General features: G+C 48.7%; 21 protein-coding genes and 1 pseudogene (1 of these 22 only partly in view). 11 read left to right on the forward strand and 11 right to left on the reverse strand.

Going from position 1 to position 24949, the window contains the following annotated elements; all coding sequences use genetic code 11:
- A protein-coding gene (locus tag QVE43_RS09640) for a GH3 auxin-responsive promoter family protein (RefSeq protein WP_038031117.1) crosses the window boundary here: on the reverse strand, nucleotides 1–215 show its start. The gene continues 1291 nt to the left of window position 1, outside the view; only the first 215 of its 1506 coding nucleotides appear in the window; the start codon lies at nucleotides 213–215; the stop codon falls past the left edge of the window.
- Nucleotides 216–311: 96 nt separating this feature from the next.
- Between QVE43_RS09640 and QVE43_RS09645 the strand changes: the two genes are divergently transcribed.
- Together QVE43_RS09645 and QVE43_RS09650 are read left to right on the forward strand one after the other, a co-directional pair.
- Nucleotides 312–632, forward strand: coding sequence for a hypothetical protein (locus tag QVE43_RS09645; RefSeq protein WP_288006577.1), 321 nt, complete (start codon nucleotides 312–314; stop codon nucleotides 630–632).
- 390 nt (nucleotides 633–1022) lie between these two features.
- Nucleotides 1023–3896 carry an ankyrin repeat domain-containing protein gene (locus tag QVE43_RS09650; protein ID WP_288006579.1) on the forward strand — a complete coding sequence of 958 codons (2874 nt, stop codon included), beginning with the start codon at nucleotides 1023–1025 and terminating at the stop codon, nucleotides 3894–3896.
- 656 nt (nucleotides 3897–4552) lie between these two features.
- Here the strand turns inward: QVE43_RS09650 and QVE43_RS09655 are convergent.
- From QVE43_RS09655 to QVE43_RS09670, 4 genes are all read right to left on the reverse strand, one after another.
- Nucleotides 4553–5173, reverse strand: coding sequence for a hypothetical protein (locus tag QVE43_RS09655; RefSeq protein WP_288006584.1), 621 nt, complete (start codon nucleotides 5171–5173; stop codon nucleotides 4553–4555).
- Nucleotides 5166–6419 (reverse strand): DNA cytosine methyltransferase, encoded by a 1254-nt coding sequence (locus QVE43_RS09660; protein ID WP_288006587.1) that lies wholly within the window; start codon nucleotides 6417–6419, stop codon nucleotides 5166–5168. The genes QVE43_RS09655 and QVE43_RS09660 overlap by 8 nt, the downstream gene beginning before the upstream one ends.
- Nucleotides 6391–6822, reverse strand: coding sequence for a very short patch repair endonuclease (locus QVE43_RS09665; protein ID WP_288006590.1), 432 nt, complete (start codon nucleotides 6820–6822; stop codon nucleotides 6391–6393). The genes QVE43_RS09660 and QVE43_RS09665 overlap by 29 nt, the downstream gene beginning before the upstream one ends.
- Nucleotides 6823–6904: 82 nt before the next feature.
- Nucleotides 6905–7918 carry a glycosyltransferase gene (locus tag QVE43_RS09670; protein WP_288006593.1) on the reverse strand — a complete coding sequence of 338 codons (1014 nt, stop codon included), beginning with the start codon at nucleotides 7916–7918 and terminating at the stop codon, nucleotides 6905–6907.
- Nucleotides 7919–8009: 91 nt separating this feature from the next.
- Between QVE43_RS09670 and QVE43_RS09675 the strand changes: the two genes are divergently transcribed.
- Nucleotides 8010–8225, forward strand: a complete 216-nt coding sequence (locus QVE43_RS09675; RefSeq protein WP_288006595.1) for a heavy-metal-associated domain-containing protein — start codon at nucleotides 8010–8012, stop codon at nucleotides 8223–8225.
- 5 nt (nucleotides 8226–8230) lie between these two features.
- Nucleotides 8231–10399 (forward strand): cation-translocating P-type ATPase, encoded by a 2169-nt coding sequence (locus QVE43_RS09680; RefSeq protein WP_288006597.1) that lies wholly within the window; start codon nucleotides 8231–8233, stop codon nucleotides 10397–10399.
- Here the strand turns inward: QVE43_RS09680 and QVE43_RS09685 are convergent.
- Both QVE43_RS09685 and QVE43_RS09690 read right to left on the reverse strand, forming a co-directional pair.
- Entirely contained in the window at nucleotides 10362–11174 is an 813-nt protein-coding gene (locus QVE43_RS09685; protein WP_288006600.1) for a hypothetical protein, read from the reverse strand. The genes QVE43_RS09680 and QVE43_RS09685 overlap by 38 nt on opposite strands.
- 435 nt (nucleotides 11175–11609) lie before the next feature.
- Nucleotides 11610–12422, reverse strand: coding sequence for an enoyl-ACP reductase (locus tag QVE43_RS09690; protein WP_288006602.1), 813 nt, complete (start codon nucleotides 12420–12422; stop codon nucleotides 11610–11612).
- Between the two features lie 141 nt (nucleotides 12423–12563).
- Here QVE43_RS09690 and QVE43_RS09695 point away from each other — a divergent pair, with 141 nt between their 5' ends.
- Nucleotides 12564–13010: a peroxiredoxin gene (locus QVE43_RS09695; RefSeq protein ID WP_288006604.1), complete on the forward strand. Its 447-nt coding sequence runs from the start codon at nucleotides 12564–12566 to the stop codon at nucleotides 13008–13010.
- On the opposite strand, the gene QVE43_RS09700 is transcribed toward QVE43_RS09695, so the two are convergent.
- Entirely contained in the window at nucleotides 12953–14014 is a 1062-nt protein-coding gene (locus QVE43_RS09700) for a glycosyltransferase (RefSeq protein WP_288006607.1), read from the reverse strand. The two genes, QVE43_RS09695 and QVE43_RS09700, sit on opposite strands and share 58 nt — an antisense overlap.
- Before the next feature lie 91 nt (nucleotides 14015–14105).
- Between QVE43_RS09700 and QVE43_RS09705 the strand changes: the two genes are divergently transcribed.
- Entirely contained in the window at nucleotides 14106–14321 is a 216-nt protein-coding gene (locus QVE43_RS09705) for a heavy-metal-associated domain-containing protein (protein ID WP_288006595.1), read from the forward strand.
- A 5-nt stretch (nucleotides 14322–14326) separates the two neighbouring features.
- A complete protein-coding gene (locus QVE43_RS09710; RefSeq protein WP_288006610.1) occupies nucleotides 14327–16495 on the forward strand; it encodes a cation-translocating P-type ATPase in 2169 nt (722 codons plus the stop codon).
- Here QVE43_RS09710 and QVE43_RS09715 read toward each other — a convergent pair.
- Nucleotides 16458–17270: a hypothetical protein gene (locus tag QVE43_RS09715; RefSeq protein ID WP_288006612.1), complete on the reverse strand. Its 813-nt coding sequence runs from the start codon at nucleotides 17268–17270 to the stop codon at nucleotides 16458–16460. The genes QVE43_RS09710 and QVE43_RS09715 overlap by 38 nt on opposite strands.
- A gap of 435 nt (nucleotides 17271–17705) precedes the next feature.
- Nucleotides 17706–18520: pseudogene (locus QVE43_RS09720) on the reverse strand (enoyl-ACP reductase).
- Nucleotides 18521–18662: 142 nt separating this feature from the next.
- Here QVE43_RS09720 and QVE43_RS09725 point away from each other — a divergent pair.
- Complete coding sequence (locus QVE43_RS09725) at nucleotides 18663–19121, forward strand: peroxiredoxin (RefSeq protein ID WP_288006615.1); 459 nt, start codon at nucleotides 18663–18665, stop codon at nucleotides 19119–19121.
- Between the two features lie 299 nt (nucleotides 19122–19420).
- Entirely contained in the window at nucleotides 19421–21790 is a 2370-nt protein-coding gene (locus QVE43_RS09730) for an outer membrane beta-barrel protein (RefSeq protein ID WP_288007644.1), read from the forward strand.
- Between the two features lie 124 nt (nucleotides 21791–21914).
- Here QVE43_RS09730 and QVE43_RS09735 read toward each other — a convergent pair whose 3' ends face one another.
- Nucleotides 21915–22058 carry a hypothetical protein gene (locus QVE43_RS09735; protein ID WP_288006618.1) on the reverse strand — a complete coding sequence of 48 codons (144 nt, stop codon included), beginning with the start codon at nucleotides 22056–22058 and terminating at the stop codon, nucleotides 21915–21917.
- 227 nt (nucleotides 22059–22285) lie between these two features.
- On the opposite strand from QVE43_RS09735, the gene QVE43_RS09740 reads away from it, so the two are divergent.
- Nucleotides 22286–22447, forward strand: coding sequence for a hypothetical protein (locus tag QVE43_RS09740; protein ID WP_288006621.1), 162 nt, complete (start codon nucleotides 22286–22288; stop codon nucleotides 22445–22447).
- Between the two features lie 100 nt (nucleotides 22448–22547).
- Nucleotides 22548–24941, forward strand: coding sequence for an outer membrane beta-barrel protein (locus tag QVE43_RS09745; RefSeq protein WP_288006624.1), 2394 nt, complete (start codon nucleotides 22548–22550; stop codon nucleotides 24939–24941).
- The last annotated feature ends 8 nt before the right edge of the window (nucleotides 24942–24949 follow it).

Here is a 24949-nt window from a genome sequence, read left to right on the forward strand (position 1 = left end):
CCCTCATAATCGCGGATGGGCACTTGCTTTTTGAAATCTTCGTATGAGTGAATGGCATCGAAGCCATGTTCTTTGCCGAAAGCGGTATGCCGGGCTTGTTGCACCAGCTTGTGCATCCAGTGTAGTTGCGTTTCAACAGGGCGCTGCATCCATCGTTTTTGTTGCTGCACCGTCCACCATGCCAGTGGCTTGCTCAAAGTAGCACGTATTCCCATAGTGTGTGTATTGTGTTGCTTACTTTTGTTTATGTTTGTTTACGCTCAGGTTTTAAAGTTAGCGAAAAGGGCAGTATAAGAAAAGCGGCCTTTGTTGTGGCGAAGCGGGGGCAGAAACTAAACGCCAACGACCGGCAGCAAGTATTTAAACGTTGGTGGGATGGGGTGAGCTTTACACGCATGCCCGGGCATGAGGGGGCAAGGGGAGGCGTAAAGCCGGCTCGTGAAAACAGGGTGGATGCGGCTTCCGGTCTGCCGGGCGATTTCCGGGTGCCAACCATGTCGCTTCATTATATTTTTTACCACAGAGCACACAGAGAGGCACAGAGGGAAGTTATTGCCTATTCTCCGTGTTTTTCTATGCCCTCTGTGGTTGTTTTTCTTGGTATTATTAAAGAAATATTGTCCGGGATGTAAATCCGGAACAGTCGCAAACAAGCAAGGATATTTATGCTAAAAATGTCACTGTTGCTTTAGGATGGAGCCCGGGGAGACCGCCGGTACTACAATGGGCAGCTTTGTTGATATCTTGAAGGTTTAGGGTGCATTCGCCGGGCGATTTTTGTGTATGGGGTGTGTCAGCGTTTATAATTGGATAAAGTCTCTCGGTATAGCGGTAGAAGAGATACAGGATTCCGCCGGAATTGAAGTAGTAGAAGTAGCTGTATTGAAACAAAAAATGTTTTTTACGCATATTGCTTTGTTAGTAATATGAGTTTTTATATTTAGAATAGCAAACTATCCATGCTTTTTGAACCTCTATTTTTGAATGAACAAGGTCAATCAAGCATAAAAAAATACAAAGTTATGGACAGTATATCATGGTATTTATTAGCAGCAGTAGAAAAAGGAGACACAAAAGCAGTCCGGGCACTCATAAAAGAGGGCGCCGATGTGAATGCGAAAGGTGAGTATGGCAAAACGGCTTTGATGGAGGCGGCAGCTCATGGTCATACAGCCGTCGCCAAATTGCTCATAGAATACGGTGCCGATGTAGAAGCGTTAGATAATTTCGGCCGTACGGCTTTGATGTGGGCAGCAGTGAATGGACATAAAGTCATCGCCGAGCTACTCCTTCGGAAGGGGGCGGATGTGAATGCGAAAAAAAATGATGGCAGTACGGCTTTGATGTTCGCAGCGAGGGAAGGATACAAAGACATCGCCAAACTACTTCTTCAAAAGGGCGCCTATGTGAATGCGAAAACTAATAGTGGCAGTACGGCTTTGATGGAGGCGGCAGCTCATGGTCATACAGCCGTCGCCAAATTGCTCATAGAATACGGTGCCGATGTGAATGGGATAAATGATTACGGCAGTACGGCTTTGATGGAGGCGGCATATTATGGACATAAAGACATCGCCAAACTACTTCTTCAAAAGGGCGCCGATATGAATGCGAAAGATAATACTGGTCGTACGGCTTTGATGTTGGCGGTAGCTCATGGTCATACAGCCATTGTCGAATTGCTCATAGAAAAGGGCGCCGATGTAGAAGCGTTAGATAATTTCGGCCGTACGGCTTTGATGGAGGCGCCAGAGAGAGGTCGTACAGACATCTTCGAATTGCTCATAGAAAAGGGCGTCGATGATTTAAATGGAATAGAAAAGGACGCCGATGATTTAAATGGACTTTTCTTTTACTATGTATTGATAAATGATATTGATAAAGTAAAATTATATATAGAAAAGGGCGCCGATGTGAATGCGAAAGATAATACTGGTCGTACAGCTTTGATGTTGGCGGTAGCTCATGGTCATACAGCCATTGTCGAATTGCTTATAGAAAAGGGCGCCGATGTGAATGCGAAAGGTAAGTATGGCAAAACGGCTTTGATGTTGGCGGCGGCAAATTATGGTCATAAAGACATTGCCGAATTACTAATTCAAAAGGGCGCCGATGTGAATGCGAAAGATAAATATGGCAATACGGCTTTGATGGAGGCGGCGGGGAATGGTCATGCAGGTATCGCCAAATTGCTTATAGAAAAGGGCGCTGATGTGGATGCGAAAGATGAAGAGGGTCGTACGGCTTTGATGGAGGCGGTGAAGGAAGGTCGTACAGCCATTGTCGAATTGCTTATAGAAAAGGGCGCCTATGTGGATGCGGAAGATAATGATGGCAGTACGGCTTTGATGGAGGCGGCATATTATGGACATAAAGACATCGCCAAACTACTTCTTCAAAAGGACGCCGATGTGAATGCGAAAGATAAATATGGCAATACGGCTTTGATGGAGGCGGCGGGGAATGGTCATGCAGGTATCGCCAAATTGCTTATAGAAAAGGGCGCCTATGTGGATGCGGAAGATAATGATGGCAGTACGGCTTTGATGTGGGCAGCGGGGAGCGGTCATAAAGACATAGCCGAATTATTAATTCAAAAGGGCGCCGATGTGAATGCGAAAGATAAATATGGCAGTACGGCTTTGATGGAGGCGGCGGGGAATGGTCATGCAGCTATCGCCAAATTGCTTATAGAAAAGGGCGCCTATGTGGATGCGAAAGATGAGGAGGGGCATACGGCTTTGATGTTGGCGGTGAAGGAAGGTCGTACAGCCATTGTCGAATTGCTTATAGAAAAGGGCGCCTATGTGGATGCGAAAGATGAGGAGGGGCATACGGCTTTGATGTTGGCGGTGAAGGAAGGTCGTACAGCCATTGTCGAATTGCTTATAGAAAAGGGCGCCTATGTGGATGCGGAAGATAATGATGGCAGTACGGCTTTGATGGATGCAGCATATTATGGACATAAAGACATCGCCAAACTACTTCTTCAAAAGGGCGCCTATGTGAATACGAAAGATAAATATGGCAATACGGCTTTGATGGAGGCGGCGGGGAATGGTCATGCAGGTATCGCCAAATTGCTTATAGAAAATGGCGCCGATGTGGATGCGGAAGATAATGATGGCAGTACGGCTTTGATGTTGGCGGTAAATTATGGTCATAAAGACGTTGCCGAATTATTAATTCAAAATGGCGCCGATGTGAACGCGAAAGATGATGGTGGCTGGACGGCTTTGATGTTGGCGGTGAAGGAAGGTCGTACAGACATTGTCGAATTGCTTATAGAAAATGGCGCCGATGTGAATGCGAAATATGAGGAGGGTCGTACGGCTTTGATGTTGGCGGTAAATTATGGTCATAAAGACGTTGCCGAATTATTAATTCAAAATGGCGCCGATGTGAATGCGAAATATGAGGAGGGTCGTACGGCTTTGATGGAGGCGGCAGAGAATGGACATAAAGATGTAGCCGAATTATTAATTCAAAACGGCGCCGATGTGGAAGCCTTAGATGTTTCCGGCCGTACTCCTTTGATGTTGGCGGCGATGGGAGGTCATACAGCCGTCGCCGAATTGCTCATAGAATACGGTGCCGATGTGGATGCGAAAGATGATTTCGGCGGTACGGCTTTGATGGAGGCGGCAGTTCATGGTCATACAGCCGTCGCCAAATTGCTCATAGAATACGGTGCCGATGTGGATGCGAAAGATGTTTCCGGCCGTACGGCTTTGATGTGGGCGGCAGCTCATGGTCATACAGCCGTCGCCAAATTGCTCATAGAATACGGTGCCGATGTGGATGCGGAAGATGAGAATGGCATGACGGCTTTGCTTCACGCAAGGCGAAATGGTAATGATGATGCTATAAAACTGCTCGAAAAATATACGGATTAGTGTGATTTTTATAAATGATGAGTGTAGTTTCAATGGTTTCGTAATCTGGTCTCTCTAATTTTGAAAAACTTGAATTTCTCATTTCTAAAAAGAGGTCTTTCCAATCATTGTGATTATCTGGAATAATATACCTTGTATGTACTTTTTAGAAAAACCATAGCAATCATACATTTGCTTCTGTTCGAGAGATATATTGACGAGTGTCCCTTTATACATCAATGAGCTCAGATAACCGGCTTTGCTTTTATAGTTTTTCTGATGGGTACTCTATGAGGCTTTCAAAAGGGGCACTCTTCCCCTGTTTTGGGAATAGCCCAGAGTTTATTAGGCTTCTGTTGTAGTTGAAACAGCGCTTGTTGACATGCTTTCTTGCTCTCCTTCAAATATTCACGGGGAAACCATCGCTACTAAAACAGGTAGCCTTGATATTATGTCTTGGAGGTTTAGGATGCATTCGCCGGACCGATTTTTTATGTGCAAAAGCCGGTTGATAACATCGAAGCCCTGGTGGTGAATGTGGGAAGGGACGCTTGTACATGAAATATGGTGTGGGGGGAGGGGCTAAAATGTCAGAAAGTACCCCTTTTGATTTAATTTTATGATTCAACCTGCTACTTGTCCTGCCTGTTTTATGTGTGGCTCTGTGGTGTTTATTCTTATGTAAGAATGGATCTTACTTTTTCAATCGTCACCACTTGGCTTGATTCTATTACTTTTACTGTCGGAGGTTCTTCAAATTGAAACGTCTTTAAGTTTGCTACTAACTGGTCAAACTCGGGTTCGGTAGCCACTATAACATTGTCTAAACCGATAACATCACCGGTTTTTATTTTTCTTTTTACGCTTTTTGCTTCGTTTTCTTCAAGTGTTATCAAATAGCTCAACGCTTTTCTATGAACGTATTTAAGAGCGATTGATTCCAAATCAGCCTGCTTGTATCTTTCTCGTAAGCTTGTTTTTACACTCCAACAAATGGGGCCACGCTCAGCTGTGTAGAACATGAGGTCATAAATCACATTGGGAACAAAAGCAACTTTTGCACTTAAATATAGAGGGAGAATGTTCTCTCTAATGCAAAGTGTTGCTAAAATATATTCAAAAACTTTTCCGTTTAAGTTGCTATTATTGCCGGTACGCTTTTGGTATTTTTCCCAATATGTTTTTACGTACTCCGATGGAGTAGAATATTCAACTTCCATAAAGTTCGGAAACAGTGACTCAAAAGCATTTCCCGCTTTTGTGTCACTTCCTACAATTATTCCCAGCTCTTTAAGCATATTTGAGTACTTTAAGAATTTCTTTTCCTACCGCCTGTACTACCGGAATAGCAACGGAGTTACCAAACTGTTTATATGCGGCGCTATCTGACACAGGAATGCGAAAAGCGTCGGGAAAGCCTTGTAGACGAGCCCATTCTCGGGGGGTCATTTTGCGTATGCCCTCACGGTTAACTTCTCCTTTTATGTTGGTTTGAGGAGTAAAGTCTGTAATATCGGGGTCATATACCAAATTGCGTTCTCTTCCCATACCTCCGCAAACTACTGCATTGGCTATGCCGTCATCCGAAATTATTTCATAGCCAAAACCATTGCCTTTACGAGCATGGCGTTCTTTGTGCTTTTTGAGTGTACTCAAGTATTGTGTCGAAAGGTAATATTTAGTAGGGACAGGAGGTGTCTCTTTCACATCTTTAAAAGAAACTTTAATTCCCAATGGCTTTGGGTAGTCAAACTCTGATATATTTAAGTCGGGGTGAAAACCGACAATAAATACTCTCTCTCTGTTTTGGGGCACTCCAAAATCTTTAGCATTAAGTACCTTGGGGTCAGGTACAAAATATCCCAAGTCATTTCGGAGTACATTAAGAATGGTAGCCAGAGTTTTCCCTTTGTCATGATTGACAAGGCCCTTGACATTTTCCAGCAATATGGCTTTAGGTTGCTTGCGTCGAATAATTTCGGCTACGTCAAAAAACAGCGTACCTCTGGTGTCTTCGAACCCCCCTCTTTTTCCTGCGATAGAGAATGCTTGGCATGGGAAGCCCGCACATAGGATGTCGAAATTATCGGGGATGAATTGCTTTACTTCTTCGGTAGTAATGTCGCCGAAAGGAACATCTCCGAAGTTTGCTTTATAAGTTTTCTGAGCATCTTTATCCCACTCGCTTGAAAAGACACAACGTCCACCAAGGTTTTGCATGGCTATGCGGAACCCTCCAATCCCCGCAAATAGGTCTATAAATGTAAATCTAGGGGAAGGGGGAGTTGGAAATGGTACATTATGCTCAATAAAAAGGGAAGTCTGTAAAGGGTTTTCCTGCAAAGTATCAGTATCGACAGGTGTTTCTATTTTATATTTGCAGAGAATTTTCTGTACCGCATCTATGAACGGAGCAGCCTCCGGTGTGTTCTTGTTATGGAGATAATGTGTAACAATAGCTTGCTCATGTAAAGACATGTCCTTTAACTGAATTGGGGCAGGGTAAGATAATACCTTATTGTATTTTTTGCTGTTTACGTTCATGGATTCTCTTGATTATTTGTTCGACACAGTTTTCCGTATTTTTCAACACTTCTTTGCACCAGAAGCGCAGAACCACCCATCCTTCTTCTTTGAGCTTCTTATTTACCTCTTTGTCTCTTTGAATATTCCGCTCGATTTTATTGTGCCAAAACTCAACATTTGTTTTATGGTCATATTTGCGTTTCTCCCAATCTTTTCCATGCCAGAATTCTCCGTCCACAAATACGGCGATTTTATACTTCTTAAAGGTTAGGTCAGGGGTGCCGAAAACACTTTTGTCATTTTTTCTATACCGTAATCCTCGATGCCAAAGAGCTTTTGCCAACATTACTTCTGCTTTGGTGCCTTTAGACTTGACAGCCTGCATGTTTTTTTTTCGTTGCTCTTTGGTCAGCTGTCCCATACGTCCTTCTGTGTTTAGGGTAGGAACCACGTAACACAAATTTAAAAAATAAAACCAACACATCAATATGTTAATCGTTTCCCTACTCATAAAACCGCTTCACAAAGGCATGTTTTTGGGGAAGGCGCAGCAGCTTGCGGCGCACCCACGCATGCAGGAAGCCTATGCCGTAGGCAGTTAGCTGAAGGAAGGCAGCGGCTACTGCCGTCAAAGCAACGCGCAAAGGATAGCGGTAATTTACCAAGGCATCCATGAATATCAGCAAAGCCCAAAAGAGCAGCGGCAGCAAAGCAAAGGGCGAAACCAAAGCAAGCAGCAGAGAGGCTGCCACAAACAAGACGAAACACGAGGGCAGCAGGTGGATGAGCTTGAGAGTGCCGGGGTGGCGCTCGCTCAAATACACGCGCGCCATGCCCGAATTATAGATTTGCTTGAAAAACTGCCACAACTTGGTTCTGCGCTTATGGTAAACCCACGCTTCGGGAATCAGCACAGTGGGGTAACCATGCGCTCTGATACGTAAACTAAGGTCTATGTCTTCGCCAAAGCGCATATCTTCGGCAAAGCCTTTGACTTCTTGAAACACCTTTTTTTGCACCCCCATGTTGAAACTGCGCGGCAAAAAACGGTAGGGGTTAAAATGCTTGCCGCCCCGGATGCCCCCTGTCGTAAGCCGCGAAGTCATGGCATAATTGATAGCCTTCTGTATGGGCGAGAAGCCGGGATGAGCGGTGTCCGGTCCGCCAAAACAGGCTGCTTTTTCTTTTTGTAAAAAATCATAAATCGCTTTCAAGAAGTGGGGGGGCGTCAGGCAGTCGGAATCCAGGAAAAGCAAATAATCGCCCCGGGCATCTTGTGCACCCCGGTTGCGGCTTGCCGAAGGTCCTGAGTTTTGCTTGTAGATATATTGAACCGGCAGCCGCTCTTTATACAACTGCACCACCTGCCGGCAGTCCCTTTCCGAGCCGTCTTCTACCACAATCACTTCGAACGAACGAAAAGACTGCCCGCACAAGGAGTCTAACAGCTCATCTACTTCTTCGGGGCGGTTATATACCGGGATGATGATAGAGAACAGAGGTGCTTCCGGAGGCATGGCAAGTTTTTTTAAAGATAAATGAACAAAAGTTTATATTTGGAACGTTTCTAAACTGCAATGCAAACTAATCAAAAAAACAAAAAGCAAGATGAAAACTTACCGTTTCAAAACCAATATCCATTGCAATAACTGCGTGCGCAGTGTAAGTGGTTTTTTGAATGACCCCAAAATTCAACATTGGGAAGTGGACACCAACCACCCCGACAAGATATTGACCGTCAATACCGACGCACTCTCTGCCGAAGAAGTGAAGGCATTGGTCGAAGAAGCGGGCTTTGATGCGATGTCCCTGCAAAATGCCTAAGCCCTATGGAAACAGCAGTTCGAGAAAAAAAGCAATCGAAGCAGGCCGGTGCAGCCACACAAGTGCATTTGAAAGTAAGCGGCATGAGCTGCACCAATTGTGCTTTAGGCGTAGAGCGCTACCTGAGCCGTAAAGGTGTGGAGCAGCCCAAAGTAGATTTTGCATCGGGCGATGTGATTTTTTATTTGCCCGAGGGAGTGGCTTTGGAGTCGCTCATGGAAGGCATCCGTAAGTTGGGCTATGAAGTGCAGCCGGCCGCCGAAGCACACGCATCGGCGGGGGGCATGGACCCTTTGTTGCGGCAACTGATAATAGCCTGGGCTTTCACTTTGCCTCTGCTGTTGGCAATGGTTTTGCCCTATGCCTGGCTTCATAACCCTTATGTGCAGTTGGGGCTTAGCTTGCCGGTATTTGCCATTGGTGTGCACCGCTTTGGGCGCAGCGCGTGGCATTCGGTCAGAAGCGGCGTAGCCAATATGGATGTGCTTATTCTGACAGGTGCCACCGCTGCTTTGGTGTATAGCATATATGGATTGTGGATAAACGGCGGGCACGATTACATGTTTTTCGAAACGGCAGCCAGCATCATCAGCATTGTGTTGCTTGGCAACTACATGGAGCACAGGGCTGTGAAACAAACTACTTCGGCAGTAGATGAGCTTACGCAACTGCAAAAAGCTACCGCCAAGCGTTTGGTCGTGCATCCGTCGGGGCGGCAGGTGGTCGAAGAGGTGCCTGCCGACAGCCTGACTGCCGGCGATGTGGTGTTGCTGGCGCCGGGCGATGTGGTGCCTGCCGACGGCGAGGTAGTTGAAGGCGCAGGGGCAGTCAATGAGGCTTTGATTTCAGGTGAAAGCCTGCCCGTGGAAAAACAAGCAGGTGACCACTTGATGGCCGGCACCGAAGTGGTCGATGGCGCTTTTCGTATGCAGGTGCAGCAGGCCGCCGGACAAACGGTGCTTTCACAGATTATAGACTTGGTGCGACAGGCGCAAGCCCGCAAGCCCTCTATTCAACGCTTGGCTGATCGCGTCAGTGCCGTGTTTGTACCGGCAGTGATACTGATTGCCTTGCTTACCTTTGCTGCCAACTATTGGGTGGCAGCGCTGCCACTTAGCGACAGCATCACGCGTGCCATAGCCGTACTGGTGATTTCGTGCCCCTGTGCCATGGGCTTGGCGGTGCCCACTGCCGTTACCGTAGCTTTGGGCAGAGCCGCCAAAGCTGGTATCTTGTTGCGCGGTGCCGACACGCTGGAGCGCTTGCAGCGCATACAATATGTGCTTTTCGATAAGACGGGCACGCTCACTACCGGCGACTTTGAGGTAAAACAAATAGATACTTTTGGTGCGGAGCCCGGCTTCGTGCGTCGTTTGTTGCTGGCTATGGAGCAGCCCTCTTCGCATCCCATTGCGCGCGCGCTTACGCGCCGTTTGCAACATGAGGGCATAGAGCCTTTCCCTTTGCATAGCTTGCGCGAGGTGAAAGGGGTAGGCATGGAAGCAGAAGATGAGAAGGGCAATCGCTACCGTTTGGGTTCGTTCCGTTTACTGAACGACGAAGACCAAGCCCGCTATAAGCAAACCTATGATTTGTTTTTGCTTTGCAACGATGTGCTGATAGCTGCGGTAGCCATCGAAGACCAAGTGAAGCCTTATGCGCCCGCTTTGATGCAGTACTTACACAAGCGGGGAATACGTACGGTGCTGGTGAGTGGTGACAAAGAGCATAAATGTCGCCGGCTGGCACAGCAAGTAGGCATCGATGAAGTGTATGCAGAGCAAACACCGGAGCAAAAACTGCAAAAAGTAGAGTCGCTGGCAGCCAAAGCGCGGGTGGCCATGGTAGGTGATGGCATCAACGATGCCCCCGCATTAAGCCGGGCACATGTGGGCATTTCGCTTAGCAATGCCACGCAGGTAGCTATCAATGCCGCTCAAGTCATTCTGCTGGATGGTGACTTGCGGCACCTGCAGACCGCCTTTGAAGTGGGCGCCCACACGGTGCGTGTCATGAAGCAAAACCTTTTTTGGGCTTTCTTCTACAATGTATTGGCTATACCGGTAGCGGCTGTGGGGTGGCTGAGTCCCATGGTTGCCGCTTTGGCGATGGCTTGCTCCGATGTGATAGTGGTATTCAACTCGCTTCGCCTTCGTTGGATGAAGTTTGATTAACAAAAAGCCTGTTTTGCAGGCGTCGCCGGTATTCTTCCAGGGGGAAGAGCGCTACTTCGGCGGCGCCTGCTGCTTTTCCTGCCTCATATTCAAAAGGGTCGTCGATGTCGCGAATCAAAAAATAAAGGTAGATATACACCAGCCCTACGGTAGATGTGATGGTAAACATCAGGACTTGCGAGGGGAAGCGGGTCAATAGCAATAACAGTAATATAGCTACGAGCAGCAGCTCCAGCAGGGCATAACCGCTGCTGAGAAAGCCGGTGCGTGAAATCACTCCCGCGCGTGTAATCAGCTTGCGCAGGCTGTTCAATTCAAGAAAGGCACGTCCGATGATAGGCGGCGGAGCCCCCTCGCGGCTCAAGCGGTGCAGCAAAAGCGCGTATTGATGCAACTGCTCATAGAGCGCCTCTTGTGAGCTTTGTTTATAGAACCACTGCAGCGTGGTGTTTATCACTTGCATGCAGGCATGCCGGCACTCACTTGCGGAGATGCCCGTTTGCTGTGCAGCATTCACAGCCAATTCTTCCATATTTTCCAATACCGAAGCCATCTCGCCCGGTATGCGCTCGCTCTCTTTATAGTCTGCCAAAGTGCCCGAAAGCATAAAACCCAATAGGAAAACGCCGGCGGTAACAACCAGTCCTATCTCCTGCAGGCTCAGCAGCCCCTGAAAACCGGTGTAAGCCCCCAGTGCGTACTTGATTGCCAGCAGCGCTGCTAGCAATGGAAGCGTGCGCAACGAAATTTCCCATTTTTTCAGATGCCGTTTCATTTTTTGCTGTTTTTATCCGCTTCAAATCTGTTATTGGCTTGTTCTGTTGCATTTTTTGCCCTTTGGTCATTTTCCTCTTCTACTTCGCACACATTCGCTTTGTCTTTCGCACACCCCTGCTTGTCATTTCGAGGATCCTTCTTTGTCATTTCGAGCGTAGCGAGAAATCTCTTTTGCTTCTTGCGGCTTGGTTTGATGAGCTCTCTCCCTCGCTTTGCTCGTTCGAGATGACAAAAGCAGAAGCAAAATTGGCTTGACGAGATGTTTCTCTTTGTTCGGCATGACAAGGACGCTTTCCTTAGTGGTTTGTTGCTGCCTTACGTCTGTTTTTTACCCGCCGTTGACAAACTTCTACGAAAAGCCCCGGGCGATGGCTAAAAACAAAAAGCCCTGCCACAACGGACAAGGCTTCATGTGATGCAAAGACAGCTACTTTTATTTGCTGAGTTTTTCTACCACCTGCGGTGAGATGCCCATAGAGGAGAAGCCGCCGTCATGGAAGATGTTCTGCATAGTTACTTTGCGGGTGAGGTCAGAGAACATCACAATACACATGTCGGCGCAGTCGTCGGCAGTGGCGTTGCCCAGCGGCGACATCATCTCTGCATAATCATAGAACACATCGAAACCTGAAATGCCGGTGCCTGCCGTGGTGCGGGTAGGCGACTGGGAAATGGTATTGATACGCACTTTCTTGAGGCGCCCGTAGCGTTCGCCGTAGCTGCGTGCAATCGATTCGAGCATGGCTTTGGCTTGTGCCATGTCCGAATAATCGGGGAAGGTGCGTTGTGCGGCAATGTAAGACAATGCCACCACCGAAGCCCCTTCGTTGAGTGCGTCGAGCTTTTCGGCTACCTGCAGCATCTTGTGGAACGACATAGCCGAGATATCGAGCGTTTTCATGAACCAGTCGTAATTCAGGTCGCCGTATTCGCGCCCTTTGCGCACGTTGGGGCTCATGCCTATGGAGTGCAGCACGAAATCGATTTTGCCGCCCAGCAATTCCATAGAACGCTTGTAGAGGTTCTCGAGGTCTTCCACAGAGGTGGCATCGGCCGGAATCACTTCAGTATTGCATTGCTCTGCCAATTCTTTGATTTTACCCATGCGCAAGGCAACGGGCGCGTTGGTAAGCGTGAAAGTAGCGCCCTCTTCTTTGGCACGTACGGCCACTTTCCAAGCGATAGAGTTTTCGTCCAGAGCACCGGTAATGATGCCTCTTTTTCCTTTCAATAAATTGTAAGCCATAGTTTCTCTTTGTTTTTGGGCTTTAAATGTAAGCTTTTTAAGTGAAAATTGTACGAACGCAGGACCTTTTGGGTTGAGCAAACCATCGTCCGGCATTCTTTGTTCAAGAATAACAAACACAACGCAAAAAACAAACAGACCATGGCATTGAAAGTAGGTACACAAGCCCCCGACTTCACGCTGCCCTCTACGGAGCGTGAAACTTTTACCTTGAGCAAAGACATGGCAGGCAAGCCCTGCATCCTCTTTTTTTACCCTAAAGACTTCTCGAAAGTCTGCACCAAAGAAGCCTGTGAGTTCCGCGACCATTTTGCCGACTTTCGCGGCTTGGATGTGACCGTCATCGGCATCAGCCGGGACGACATAGACACACACCGGCGTTTCAAGCAACAATATAACCTGCCTTTTGAGCTGCTGAGCGATGCTTCGGGCGAGGTCTGCAAAAAATACGACGCCCTGGTGCCCATATTGGGCATTCCTAAACGCATTACTTATCTGCTGGATGCTTCGCATAAAATAGTGGCAGCTTATCAGGAGTTTTTTGGCGCCCGCCAACATATAGAAACCATGCTCGAAGAGCACTCATAAAACCGCTTCACAAAGGCATGTTTTTGGGGAAGGCGCAGCAGCTTGCGGCGCACCCACGCATGCAGGAAGCCTATGCCGTAGGCAGTTAGCTGAAGGAAGGCAGCGGCTACTGCCGTCAAAGCAACGCGCAAAGGATAGCGGTAATTTACCAAGGCATCCATGAATATCAGCAAAGCCCAAAAGAGCAGCGGCAGCAAAGCAAAGGGCGAAACCAAAGCAAGCAGCAGAGAGGCTGCCACAAACAAGACGAAACACGAGGGCAGCAGGTGGATGAGCTTGAGAGTGCCGGGGTGGCGCTCGCTCAAATACACGCGCGCCATGCCCGAATTATAGATTTGCTTGAAAAACTGCCACAACTTGGTTCTGCGCTTATGGTAAACCCACGCTTCGGGAATCAGCACAGTGGGGTAACCATGCGCTCTGATACGTAAACTAAGGTCTATGTCTTCGCCAAAGCGCATATCTTCGGCAAAGCCTTTGACTTCTTGAAACACCTTTTTTTGCACCCCCATGTTGAAACTGCGCGGCAAAAAACGGTAGGGGTTAAAATGCTTGCCGCCCCGGATGCCCCCTGTCGTAAGCCGCGAAGTCATGGCATAATTGATAGCCTTCTGTATGGGCGAGAAGCCGGGATGAGCGGTGTCCGGTCCGCCAAAACAGGCTGCTTTTTCTTTTTGTAAAAAATCATAAATCGCTTTCAAGAAGTGGGGGGGCGTCAGGCAGTCGGAATCCAGGAAAAGCAAATAATCGCCCCGGGCATCTTGTGCACCCCGGTTGCGGCTTGCCGAAGGTCCTGAGTTTTGCTTGTAGATATATTGAACCGGCAGCCGCTCTTTATACAACTGCACCACCTGCCGGCAGTCCCTTTCCGAGCCGTCTTCTACCACAATCACTTCGAACGAACGAAAAGACTGCCCGCACAAGGAGTCTAACAGCTCATCTACTTCTTCGGGGCGGTTATATACCGGGATGATGATAGAGAACAGAGGTGCTTCCGGAGGCATGGCAAGTTTTTTTAAAGATAAATGAACAAAAGTTTATATTTGGAACGTTTCTAAACTGCAATGCAAACTAATCAAAAAAACAAAAAGCAAGATGAAAACTTACCGTTTCAAAACCAATATCCATTGCAATAACTGCGTGCGCAGTGTAAGTGGTTTTTTGAATGACCCCAAAATTCAACATTGGGAAGTGGACACCAACCACCCCGACAAGATATTGACCGTCAATACCGACGCACTCTCTGCCGAAGAAGTGAAGGCATTGGTCGAAGAAGCGGGCTTTGATGCGATGTCCCTGCAAAATGCCTAAGCCCTATGGAAACAGCAGTTCGAGAAAAAAAGCAATCGAAGCAGGCCGGTGCAGCCACACAAGTGCATTTGAAAGTAAGCGGCATGAGCTGCACCAATTGTGCTTTAGGCGTAGAGCGCTACCTGAGCCGTAAAGGTGTGGAGCAGCCCAAAGTAGATTTTGCATCGGGCGATGTGATTTTTTATTTGCCCGAGGGAGTGGCTTTGGAGTCGCTCATGGAAGGCATCCGTAAGTTGGGCTATGAAGTGCAGCCGGCCGCCGAAGCACACGCATCGGCGGGGGGCATGGACCCTTTGTTGCGGCAACTGATAATAGCCTGGGCTTTCACTTTGCCTCTGCTGTTGGCAATGGTTTTGCCCTATGCCTGGCTTCATAACCCTTATGTGCAGTTGGGGCTTAGCTTGCCGGTATTTGCCATTGGTGTGCACCGCTTTGGGCGCAGCGCGTGGCATTCGGTCAGAAGCGGCGTAGCCAATATGGATGTGCTTATTCTGACAGGTGCCACCGCTGCTTTGGTGTATAGCATATATGGATTGTGGATAAACGGCGGGCACGATTACATGTTTTTCGAAACGGCAGCCAGCATCATCAGCATTGTGTTGCTTGGCAACTACATGGAGCACAGGGCTGTGAAACAAACTACTTCGGCAGTAGATGAGCTTACGCAACTGCAAAAAGCTACCGCCAAGCGTTTGGTCGTGCATCCGTCGGGGCGGCAGGTGGTCGAAGAGGTGCCTGCCGACAGCCTGACTGCCGGCGATGTGGTGTTGCTGGCGCCGGGCGATGTGGTGCCTGCCGACGGCGAGGTAGTTGAAGGCGCAGGGGCAGTCAATGAGGCTTTGATTTCAGGTGAAAGCCTGCCCGTGGAAAAACAAGCAGGTGACCACTTGATGGCCGGCACCGAAGTGGTCGATGGCGCTTTTCGTATGCAGGTGCAGCAGGCCGCCGGACAAACGGTGCTTTCACAGATTATAGACTTGGTGCGACAGGCGCAAGCCCGCAAGCCCTCTATTCAACGCTTGGCTGATCGCGTCAGTGCCGTGTTTGTACCGGCAGTGATACTGATTGCCTTGCTTACCTTTGCTGCCAACTATTGGGTGGCAGCGCTGCCACTTAGCGACAGCATCACGCGTGCCATAGCCGTACTGGTGATTTCGTGCCCCTGTGCCATGGGCTTGGCGGTGCCCACTGCCGTTACCGTAGCTTTGGGCAGAGCCGCCAAAGCTGGTATCTTGTTGCGCGGTGCCGACACGCTGGAGCGCTTGCAGCGCATACAATATGTGCTTTTCGATAAGACGGGCACGCTCACTACCGGCGACTTTGAGGTAAAACAAATAGATACTTTTGGTGCGGAGCCCGGCTTCGTGCGTCGTTTGTTGCTGGCTATGGAGCAGCCCTCTTCGCATCCCATTGCGCGCGCGCTTACGCGCCGTTTGCAACATGAGGGCATAGAGCCTTTCCCTTTGCATAGCTTGCGCGAGGTGAAAGGGGTAGGCATGGAAGCAGAAGATGAGAAGGGCAATCGCTACCGTTTGGGTTCGTTCCGTTTACTGAACGACGAAGACCAAGCCCGCTATAAGCAAACCTATGATTTGTTTTTGCTTTGCAACGATGTGCTGATAGCTGCGGTAGCCATCGAAGACCAAGTGAAGCCTTATGCGCCCGCTTTGATGCAGTACTTACACAAGCGGGGAATACGTACGGTGCTGGTGAGTGGTGACAAAGAGCATAAATGTCGCCGGCTGGCACAGCAAGTAGGCATCGATGAAGTGTATGCAGAGCAAACACCGGAGCAAAAACTGCAAAAAGTAGAGTCGCTGGCAGCCAAAGCGCGGGTGGCCATGGTAGGCGATGGCGTCAACGATGCGCCGGCCTTGAGCCGTGCACATGTGGGCATTTCGCTTAGCAATGCCACGCAGGTAGCTATCAATGCCGCTCAAGTCATTCTGCTGGATGGTGACTTGCGGCACCTGCAGACCGCCTTTGAAGTGGGCGCCCACACGGTGCGTGTCATGAAGCAAAACCTTTTTTGGGCTTTCTTCTACAATGTATTGGCTATACCGGTAGCGGCTGTGGGGTGGCTGAGTCCCATGGTTGCCGCTTTGGCGATGGCTTGCTCCGATGTGATAGTGGTATTCAACTCGCTTCGCCTTCGTTGGATGAAGTTTGATTAACAAAAAGCCTGTTTTGCAGGCGTCGCCGGTATTCTTCCAGGGGGAAGAGCGCTACTTCGGTGGCGCCTGATGCTTTTCCTGCCTCATATTCAAAAGGGTCGTCGATGTCGCGAATCAAAAAATAAAGGTAGATATACACCAGCCCTACGGTAGATGTGATGGTAAACATCAGGACTTGCGAGGGGAAGCGGGTCAATAGCAATAACAGTAATATAGCTACGAGCAGCAGCTCCAGCAGGGCATAACCGCTGCTGAGAAAGCCGGTGCGTGAAATCACTCCCGCGCGTGTAATCAGCTTGCGCAGGCTGTTCAATTCAAGAAAGGCACGTCCGATGATAGGCGGCGGAGCCCCCTCGCGGCTCAAGCGGTGCAGCAAAAGCGCGTATTGATGCAACTGCTCATAGAGCGCCTCTTGTGAGCTTTGTTTATAGAACCACTGCAGCGTGGTGTTTATCACTTGCATGCAGGCATGCCGGCACTCACTTGCGGAGATGCCCGTTTGCTGTGCAGCATTCACAGCCAATTCTTCCATATTTTCCAATACCGAAGCCATCTCGCCCGGTATGCGCTCGCTCTCTTTATAGTCTGCCAAAGTGCCCGAAAGCATAAAACCCAATAGGAAAACGCCGGCGGTAACAACCAGTCCTATCTCCTGCAGGCTCAGCAGCCCCTGAAAACCGGTGTAAGCCCCCAGTGCGTACTTGATTGCCAGCAGCGCTGCTAGCAATGGAAGCGTGCGCAACGAAATTTCCCATTTTTTCAGATGCCGTTTCATTTTTTGCTGTTTTTATCCGCTTCAAATCTGTTATTGGCTTGTTCTGTTGCATTTTTTGCCCTTTGGTCATTTTCCTCTTCTACTTCGCACACATTCGCTTTGTCTTTCGCACACCCCTGCTTGTCATTTCGAGGATCCTTCTTTGTCATTTCGAGCGTAGCGAGAAATCTCTTTTGCTTCTTGCGGCTTGGTTTGATGAGCTCTCTCCCTCGCTTTGCTCGTTCGAGATGACAAAAGCAGAAGCAAAATTGGCTTGACGAGATGTTTCTCTTTGTTCGGCATGACAAGGACGCTTTCCTTAGTGGTTTGTTGCTGCCTTACGTCTGTTTTTTACCCGCCGTTGACAAACTTCTACGAAAAGCCCCGGGCGATGGCTAAAAACAAAAAGCCCTGCCACAACGGACAAGGCTTCATGTGATGCAAAGACAGCTACTTTTATTTGCTGAGTTTTTCTACCACCTGCGGTGAGATGCCCATAGAGGAGAAGCCGCCGTCATGGAAGATGTTCTGCATAGTTACTTTGCGGGTGAGGTCAGAGAACATCACAATACACATGTCGGCGCAGTCGTCGGCAGTGGCGTTGCCCAGCGGCGACATCATCTCTGCATAATCATAGAACACATCGAAACCTGAAATGCCGGTGCCTGCCGTGGTGCGGGTAGGCGACTGGGAAATGGTATTGATACGCACTTTCTTGAGGCGTCCGTAGCGCTCGCCATAGCTGCGGGCAATCGACTCGAGCATGGCTTTGGCTTGTGCCATGTCCGAATAATCGGGGAAGGTGCGTTGTGCGGCAATGTAAGACAATGCCACCACCGAAGCACCTTCGTTGAGTGCGTCGAGCTTTTCGGCTACCTGCAGCATCTTGTGGAACGACATAGCCGAGATATCGAGCGTTTTCATGAACCAGTCGTAATTCAGGTCGCCGTATTCGCGCCCTTTGCGCACGTTGGGGCTCATGCCTATGGAGTGCAGCACGAAATCAATTTTGCCGCCCAGCAATTCCATAGAACGCTTGTAGAGGTTCTCGAGGTCTTCCACGGAGGTGGCATCGGCCGGAATCACCTCTGTATTGCACTGCTCGGCCAAGCTCTTTGATTTTGCCCATGCGCAGAGCCACGGGCGCGTTGGTAAGGGTGAAGGTAGCGCCCTTCTTCTTTGGCACGTACGGCCACTTTCCAAGCGATAGAGTTTTCGTCCAGTGCACCGGTAATGATGCCTCTTTTTCCTTTCAATAAATTGTAAGCCATAGTTTCTCTTTGTTTTTGGGCTTTAAATGTAAGCTTTTTAAGTGAAAATTGTACGAATGCAGGACCTTTTGTGTTGGGCAAACCATTGTACAACTTTCTCTTGTTCAAGAATAATAAACACAACGCAAAAAACAAACAGACCATGGCATTGAAAGTAGGTACACAAGCCCCCGACTTCACGCTGCCCTCTACGGAGCGTGAAACTTTTACCTTGAGCAAAGACATGGCAGGCAAGCCCTGCATCCTCTTTTTTTACCCTAAAGACTTCTCGAAAGTCTGCACCAAAGAAGCCTGTGAGTTCCGCGACCATTTTGCCGACTTTCGCGGCTTGGATGTGACCGTCATCGGCATCAGCCGGGACGACATAGACACACACCGGCGTTTCAAGCAACAATATAACCTGCCTTTTGAGCTGCTGAGCGATGCTTCGGGCGAGGTCTGCAAAAAATACGACGCCCTGGTGCCCATATTGGGCATTCCTAAACGCATTACTTATCTGCTGGATGCTTCGCATAAAATAGTGGCAGCTTATCAGGAGTTTTTTGGTGCCCGCCAACACATAGAAACCATGCTCGAAGAGCTGAAAAAACAGCAGGCTTAAACAAAAACTCTTTAGTTTAGTGTTTTGCTTAAAAAGGCGTCTTTCGAGGCGCCTTTTTTCCTTTGTACGAAGGAAGACGATACACATTGAGCGGCGAATGGCCCGTCATGGTAAGTCGTGTAATAAAAAGCAGTGTTGGTGCATTAAACAAAGAGGTTGGCATTAGGAAGCTAAAAAAAACAAGACGAGGCAACCCTCTTTACTAAAAAAGCATCTTTAGTAAAGAAACATTCATCACCATTCACTGAATCTTTAAACGCAAAACAAAAAAACCATGAAAAAAGCACTTTTACTTCTTGGTGTTTGCGGTTCTGCCACTACGGAACCTTTGGGCGCAGAAGCAGTTGAGCGGCTGTGTGCAAGACGAAGAGGGCGGCTTGCCTTATGCTACCGTGCAGCTGACCGACTCGGCATCAGTGAACTTATCGACGGCAGCCGATGAGCGCGGATGCTTTCAGCTGCAGGTGCCACAAGCGGGTGTCTATCATCTGTTGATTACCTACGTGGGGTATGAAGATTATTACCGACAGGTAGAGATTAGCCAAGACACCAATCTGGAAATTCGCATGAAGCCGGGCATACAGCTGGAAGGGGTGGAGATCACTGCACCCAAGCCTTTGATAACGCCCACAGCCGACGGTATGGCAATGAGTTGGGCGAATACCGAAGCTTTGAAGGGGCTTACCACACAACAGGCATTGGCACGCCTGCCCATGCTGCGCAGAAAGGCAGGTGGTTTGCCGGATGTAGTGGGCAAAGAACGGACGGTGTATTACCTGAACGGGCGCCGCTCGTTTTTATCGGAGGAGCAAATAAAAGCATTGCTGGAGAGCCTGCCTGCCGAGGAGATTGAACGGGTGGAGCTGGTGTTGAATCCCGGTGCCGAGTATGATGAACAAGGCGATGTGGCTATTGTAAAAATATATTTGCGCAAGGGGGGCTTATATTCCCGCTATTATTTGAATGCATGGACAATGCAGAGAACCTTCAATTCGCAAGGCGGCGACATTACTTGGGCAAAACAAGGGAAATGGAACTCTACCTTGATGTTTTATGCCGGCAATGATATACAGTACCATATTGGCAAGGACAATATCATGGAGCAGGATGGAAGTGCTGCTTCTTATAACGATACACGATGGATAAATAGAAGGGGACTTGGCACTTCGCTTGCTTGGATAGCTTCTCATAGCAAGCCCTCGGGGCAGGTGTGGGAGGTGCAGGTGTCCGGAAATTATAGAACCAACCGGGGCGCACCTTCCCGGGAGTTGAACAATTTCCGGCAAGAAGTATATACAGGCAATGGCGTGCAGACCGTAGCCCTGGGCAAGCAAGACAATTCCAAACTGGAGCGTGAAGGAGCGGGAACCTTGGGCGTGTTCTACGAGCAGCCTGTGGGCGAAGGAAAGCTTACGCTGAATACCGCTTTCAGCTACTACAAAAGCGAAAACGAAGGCATCATGAATTATGAGGATTATTTGGGCAACGATGACGAACGCCGGCGTCAGTATGTGGTTCAAACCATACGCAGCATATACAATAAAGTGGATTACCAACGCCCCTTGTCGGAAAAAAGTGTATTGATGGCAGGTGTTTACGGGGCTTATGCGGTGAACGGAAATGATACGCGTTGGTGGCAGTGGGCGCAATCGGGCTATGTGCCTGAGCCGGAAAACACCTTTGTTTACGACTACCGGGAGTATTACGTAACGCCTTACATCGGGTGGCAGAAGCAGTGGTCGGAGCGCTGGCAGTCGAAAGTGGGCTTGCGCGTGGAGAGCACCTTCAATGAAGGTTTTTTGGATGGCGTGCGCAAGTTCGAAAATACGTACTTCAACCCGCTGCCGGATGTGAGCGTCTTGTTTGTGCAAAACGAAAATCATATATGGCAACTGCAGAGCCGGGGCAGTGTTCAGCGCCCTGCCTTCTGGGAGTTGAATCCCTATCGTTTCTACTCAGCGCCTAACTATTACATAGAAAACAATCCCTTTCTGCAGCCTTCTTATAGTATAAGCAATACTTTGTCACATGTCATCCGGCAAAAAATTGTTTTAGGGCTTTTGTGGAAATACGAGGGGCGGAAAAGTGCACAGATGCTACTGGAAGACGAGCAGGGCAACAATGCCTTTAAGCGCCTGAATGCCGCAGATTATCATATGTGGGCTATTTTCGGTGACTATACCGAAAGCTTTTGGCAAGGGCGGGGGCAACTTAAGCTCAGTGCAGCAGGTGCATTTTTTCAATATTTACCCTACAGTGCCTACAAGAGCATCATTTCGGATGCCCTCAATTTTACCTGGAACACATCGGGCACGCTTACTTTGGTGCCTGTTCAAAAAGAGGGCAAGGTGTTGAGTGTGGATATGGGAGCCGGTCTGAGAGGACCGTTTAACCAAATGAACATACAGATATCACCGCTCTTTTATTTCTATGTGGACGTTAACTACCGCTTTGGGGATTGGACGCTGAGCCTGACTTCCGACGACCTCGGAAGGAACTATATATACCGCTTGGAAACGAATATGTATTCAAGAATAACCGAGCAAACTATGTATCAAGATGCCCGTTATGTGCAACTGCGGGTGCGCTACACTTTTGGCAGCCGCATTGCCAACTCGCAAGACAGTCGTTTGGATAGGGGCGATATAGAGCAGCGTATGGGTAAGTAAGACCCCCACGCATAGTGGGTAATGAAAGCAGGTATCCTATTGCGGAGTACCTGCTTTCTTCGTTTATGAGCAAAAGAGTGGAAACATTGTAAACGTATCAAAAAACAAAAGCCGGAGTATAGCCTTACAACTGCGCTTTGATTTCTTTGAGTATATCGCCGGCACCGGCTTTCAAGAGGCGTTCTGCCAGCCGGGTACCTGCTGTTTCGGGGGCTTCGTGCACCATGATGCTGTCTTGAACCAGTTGCTTGCCGTCGAGGCTTGCCACGCCGTCTTTTGTGTATAAAAAACGCCCACCATTTAAGTGAATATAACTCTATCTTTAATTTGTAATAAAATTAATGTTGTAACATTGATTTTGTTTTGTTTTTATGCTAACTACTTGTTGGTCAATAACCTTGCTCTGCTTTGTTAAAAAATATGTATTGTGCTATTGGTTTGTATTTTTTCTTTTTTTTTAGAATTGCAGTGCGACTTTGCCGCTGCACCCAAAAGTTGGATGGAGCTGCCCGGCGTTTAAGCACGGTGCGCAATGCCGACCGCATCATAGTGCTGGAAAATGGACGGATGGTAGAGACAGGCAGCCATGAGGAGCTTCTGCACCGGCAAGGGCTTTACTATCATCTTATCAGCAACCAGTTGGCATTAGGAAGCTAAAAAAAGGACAAGACCGGGCATCTATCTTAACCCAAAAGCATCTTGAGTAAAAAACCATTCATCATCATTCACTGAATCTTTAAACGCAAAACAAAAAAACATGAAAAAAGCACTTTTACTTCTTGTGTTTGCGGTTCTGCCACTACGGAACCTTTGGGCGCAGAAGCAGTTGAGCGGCTGTGTGCAAGACGAAGAGGGCGGCTTGCCTTATGCTACCGTGCAGCTGACCGACTCGGCATCAGTGAACTTATCGACGGCAGCCGATGAGCGGGGATGCTTTCAGCTGCAGGTGCCACAATCGGGTGTCTATCATTTGTTGATTAGCTATGTGGGTTATGAAGATTATTACCGGCAGTTAGAGATTAGCCAAGACACCAATCTGGCGATTCGCATGAAGCCGGGCATACAGTTGGAAGGGGTGGAAGTCACGGCATCCAAGCCATTGATAACGCCCACAGCCGACGGCATGACAATGAGTTGGGCAAATACCGAAGCCTTGAAGGGGCTGACGACCCAACAGGCGTTGGCACGCTTGCCGATGCTGCGCAGGAAGCCAAACGCTTTGCCGGAGGTAGTGGGCAAAGGACGGACGGTGTATTATCTGAACGGTCGGCGTTCGTTCTTATCGGAAGAGCAGATAAAGGCACTGCTGGAGAGCCTGCCTGCCGAGGAGATAGAGCGGGTGGAGCTGGTGTTGAACCCGGGCGCCGAGTATGATGAGCAAGGCGATGTGGCTATCGTGAAGATATATTTGCGCAAGGGCAGTTTGTATTCGCGCTATTATTTGAATGCATGGACAATGCAGAGGACCTTCAATTCGCAAGGCGGCGACATTACCTGGGCAAAACAAGGGAAATGGAACTCTACCTTGATGCTTCATGCCGACAATGATGTAGAATACCATATTTACAAGAACAATATCCGGGAGCAGGATGGAAGTGCCGCTTCTTACAATGATGAACGCTGGATAAACAGATGGGGGCTTAGTACTTCGCTTACTTGGATAGCTTCTCATGCCAAGCCTTCGGGTCAGGTGTGGGAGGTGCAGGCGTCGGGAAGTTATAGAACTAACCAAGGCGCACCTTCCCGGGAGTTGAACAATTTCCGGCAAGAAGTATATACAGGCAATGGCGTGCAGACCGTAGCCATGGGCAAGCAAGACAATTCCAAACTGGAGCGTGAAGGCGAGGGGACTTTGGGGCTGTTCTACGAGCAACCTCTGGGCAAAGGGAAGCTCACGCTGAATACCGCTTTCAGCTACTACAACAGCGAAAACGAAGGCATCATGAATTATGAGGATTATTTGGGCAACGATGACGAACGCCGGCGTCAGTATGTGGCTCAAAGCATACGCAGCCTGTACAACAAAGTGGATTATGAGCGTGCCTTATCAGAAAAAAGTGTATTGATGGCGGGTGTTTACGGGGCTTATGCGGTGAACGGAAACGACACACGCTGGTGGCAGTGGCAGCAGTCAGCTTATGTGCCGGAGGAAGAGAATACCTTCGTGTATGATTACCGTGAGTATTACTTTACACCCTATGTGTCGTGGCAGAAGCAGTGGTCGGAGCGCTGGCAGTCGAAAGTAGGTTTGCGTGTGGAGAACACCTTCAATGAGGGCTTTTTGAATGGCGTGCGTAAGTTTGAAAATACCTACTTTAACCCGCTGCCGGATTTGAGCATTTTGTTTGTTCAAAACGAAAATCATATATGGCAACTGCAGAGCCGGGGCAGCATTCAGCGCCCTGCCTTTTGGGAGTTGAACCCCTATCGTTTCTATTCGGCGCCTAACTATTACGTAGAGAACAATCCCTTTCTGCAACCTTCTTATAGTATACGCAATACTTTGTCACATGTCATCCGGCAAAAAATTGTTTTAGGGCTTTTTTGGCGATACGAGGGGCGGAAAAGTGCACAGATGCTTTTGGAAGACGGGGAAGGCAACAACGTTGACAAACGCCTCAATGCTGCCGATTTTCATAAAGGTGGTATTTTCGGCGACTATACCGCAAGTTTTTGGCAAGAGCGGGGGCAACTTAATCTTTATGCGGGGGGGGCTTTTTTCCAATATTTACCCTACAGTGCTTACAAGAGCGTCATTTCGGATGCCCTCAACTTTACTTGGGGCACATCGGGTACACTTACTTTGGTGCCTGTTCAAAAAGAGGGCAAGGTGTTGAGTGTGGATGTGGGAGCCGGCCTCGAAGGACCGATTAATGAAATGAATACCCAGATATCATCGCTCTTTTATTCCTATGTGGGCGTTAACTACCGCTTTGGCGATTGGACGCTCAGCCTGACTTCGAACGACCTCGGAAGGAACTATATATACCGCTTGGAATCGACTATGTATTCAAGAATATCTGAACAAAGCATGTATCAAGATGTCCGTTATGTGCAACTGCGGGTGCGCTATACCTTTGGCAGCCGCATTGCCGACTCGCAAGACGGTCGTTTGGATAAGGGAGACATAGAGCAGCGTATGGGCAAGTAGGACTTCAA

Origin of the sequence: Thermonema sp., assembly GCF_026003375.1 — a bacterium.
Taxonomy (GTDB): Bacteria; Bacteroidota; Bacteroidia; order Cytophagales; family Thermonemataceae; genus Thermonema; species Thermonema rossianum.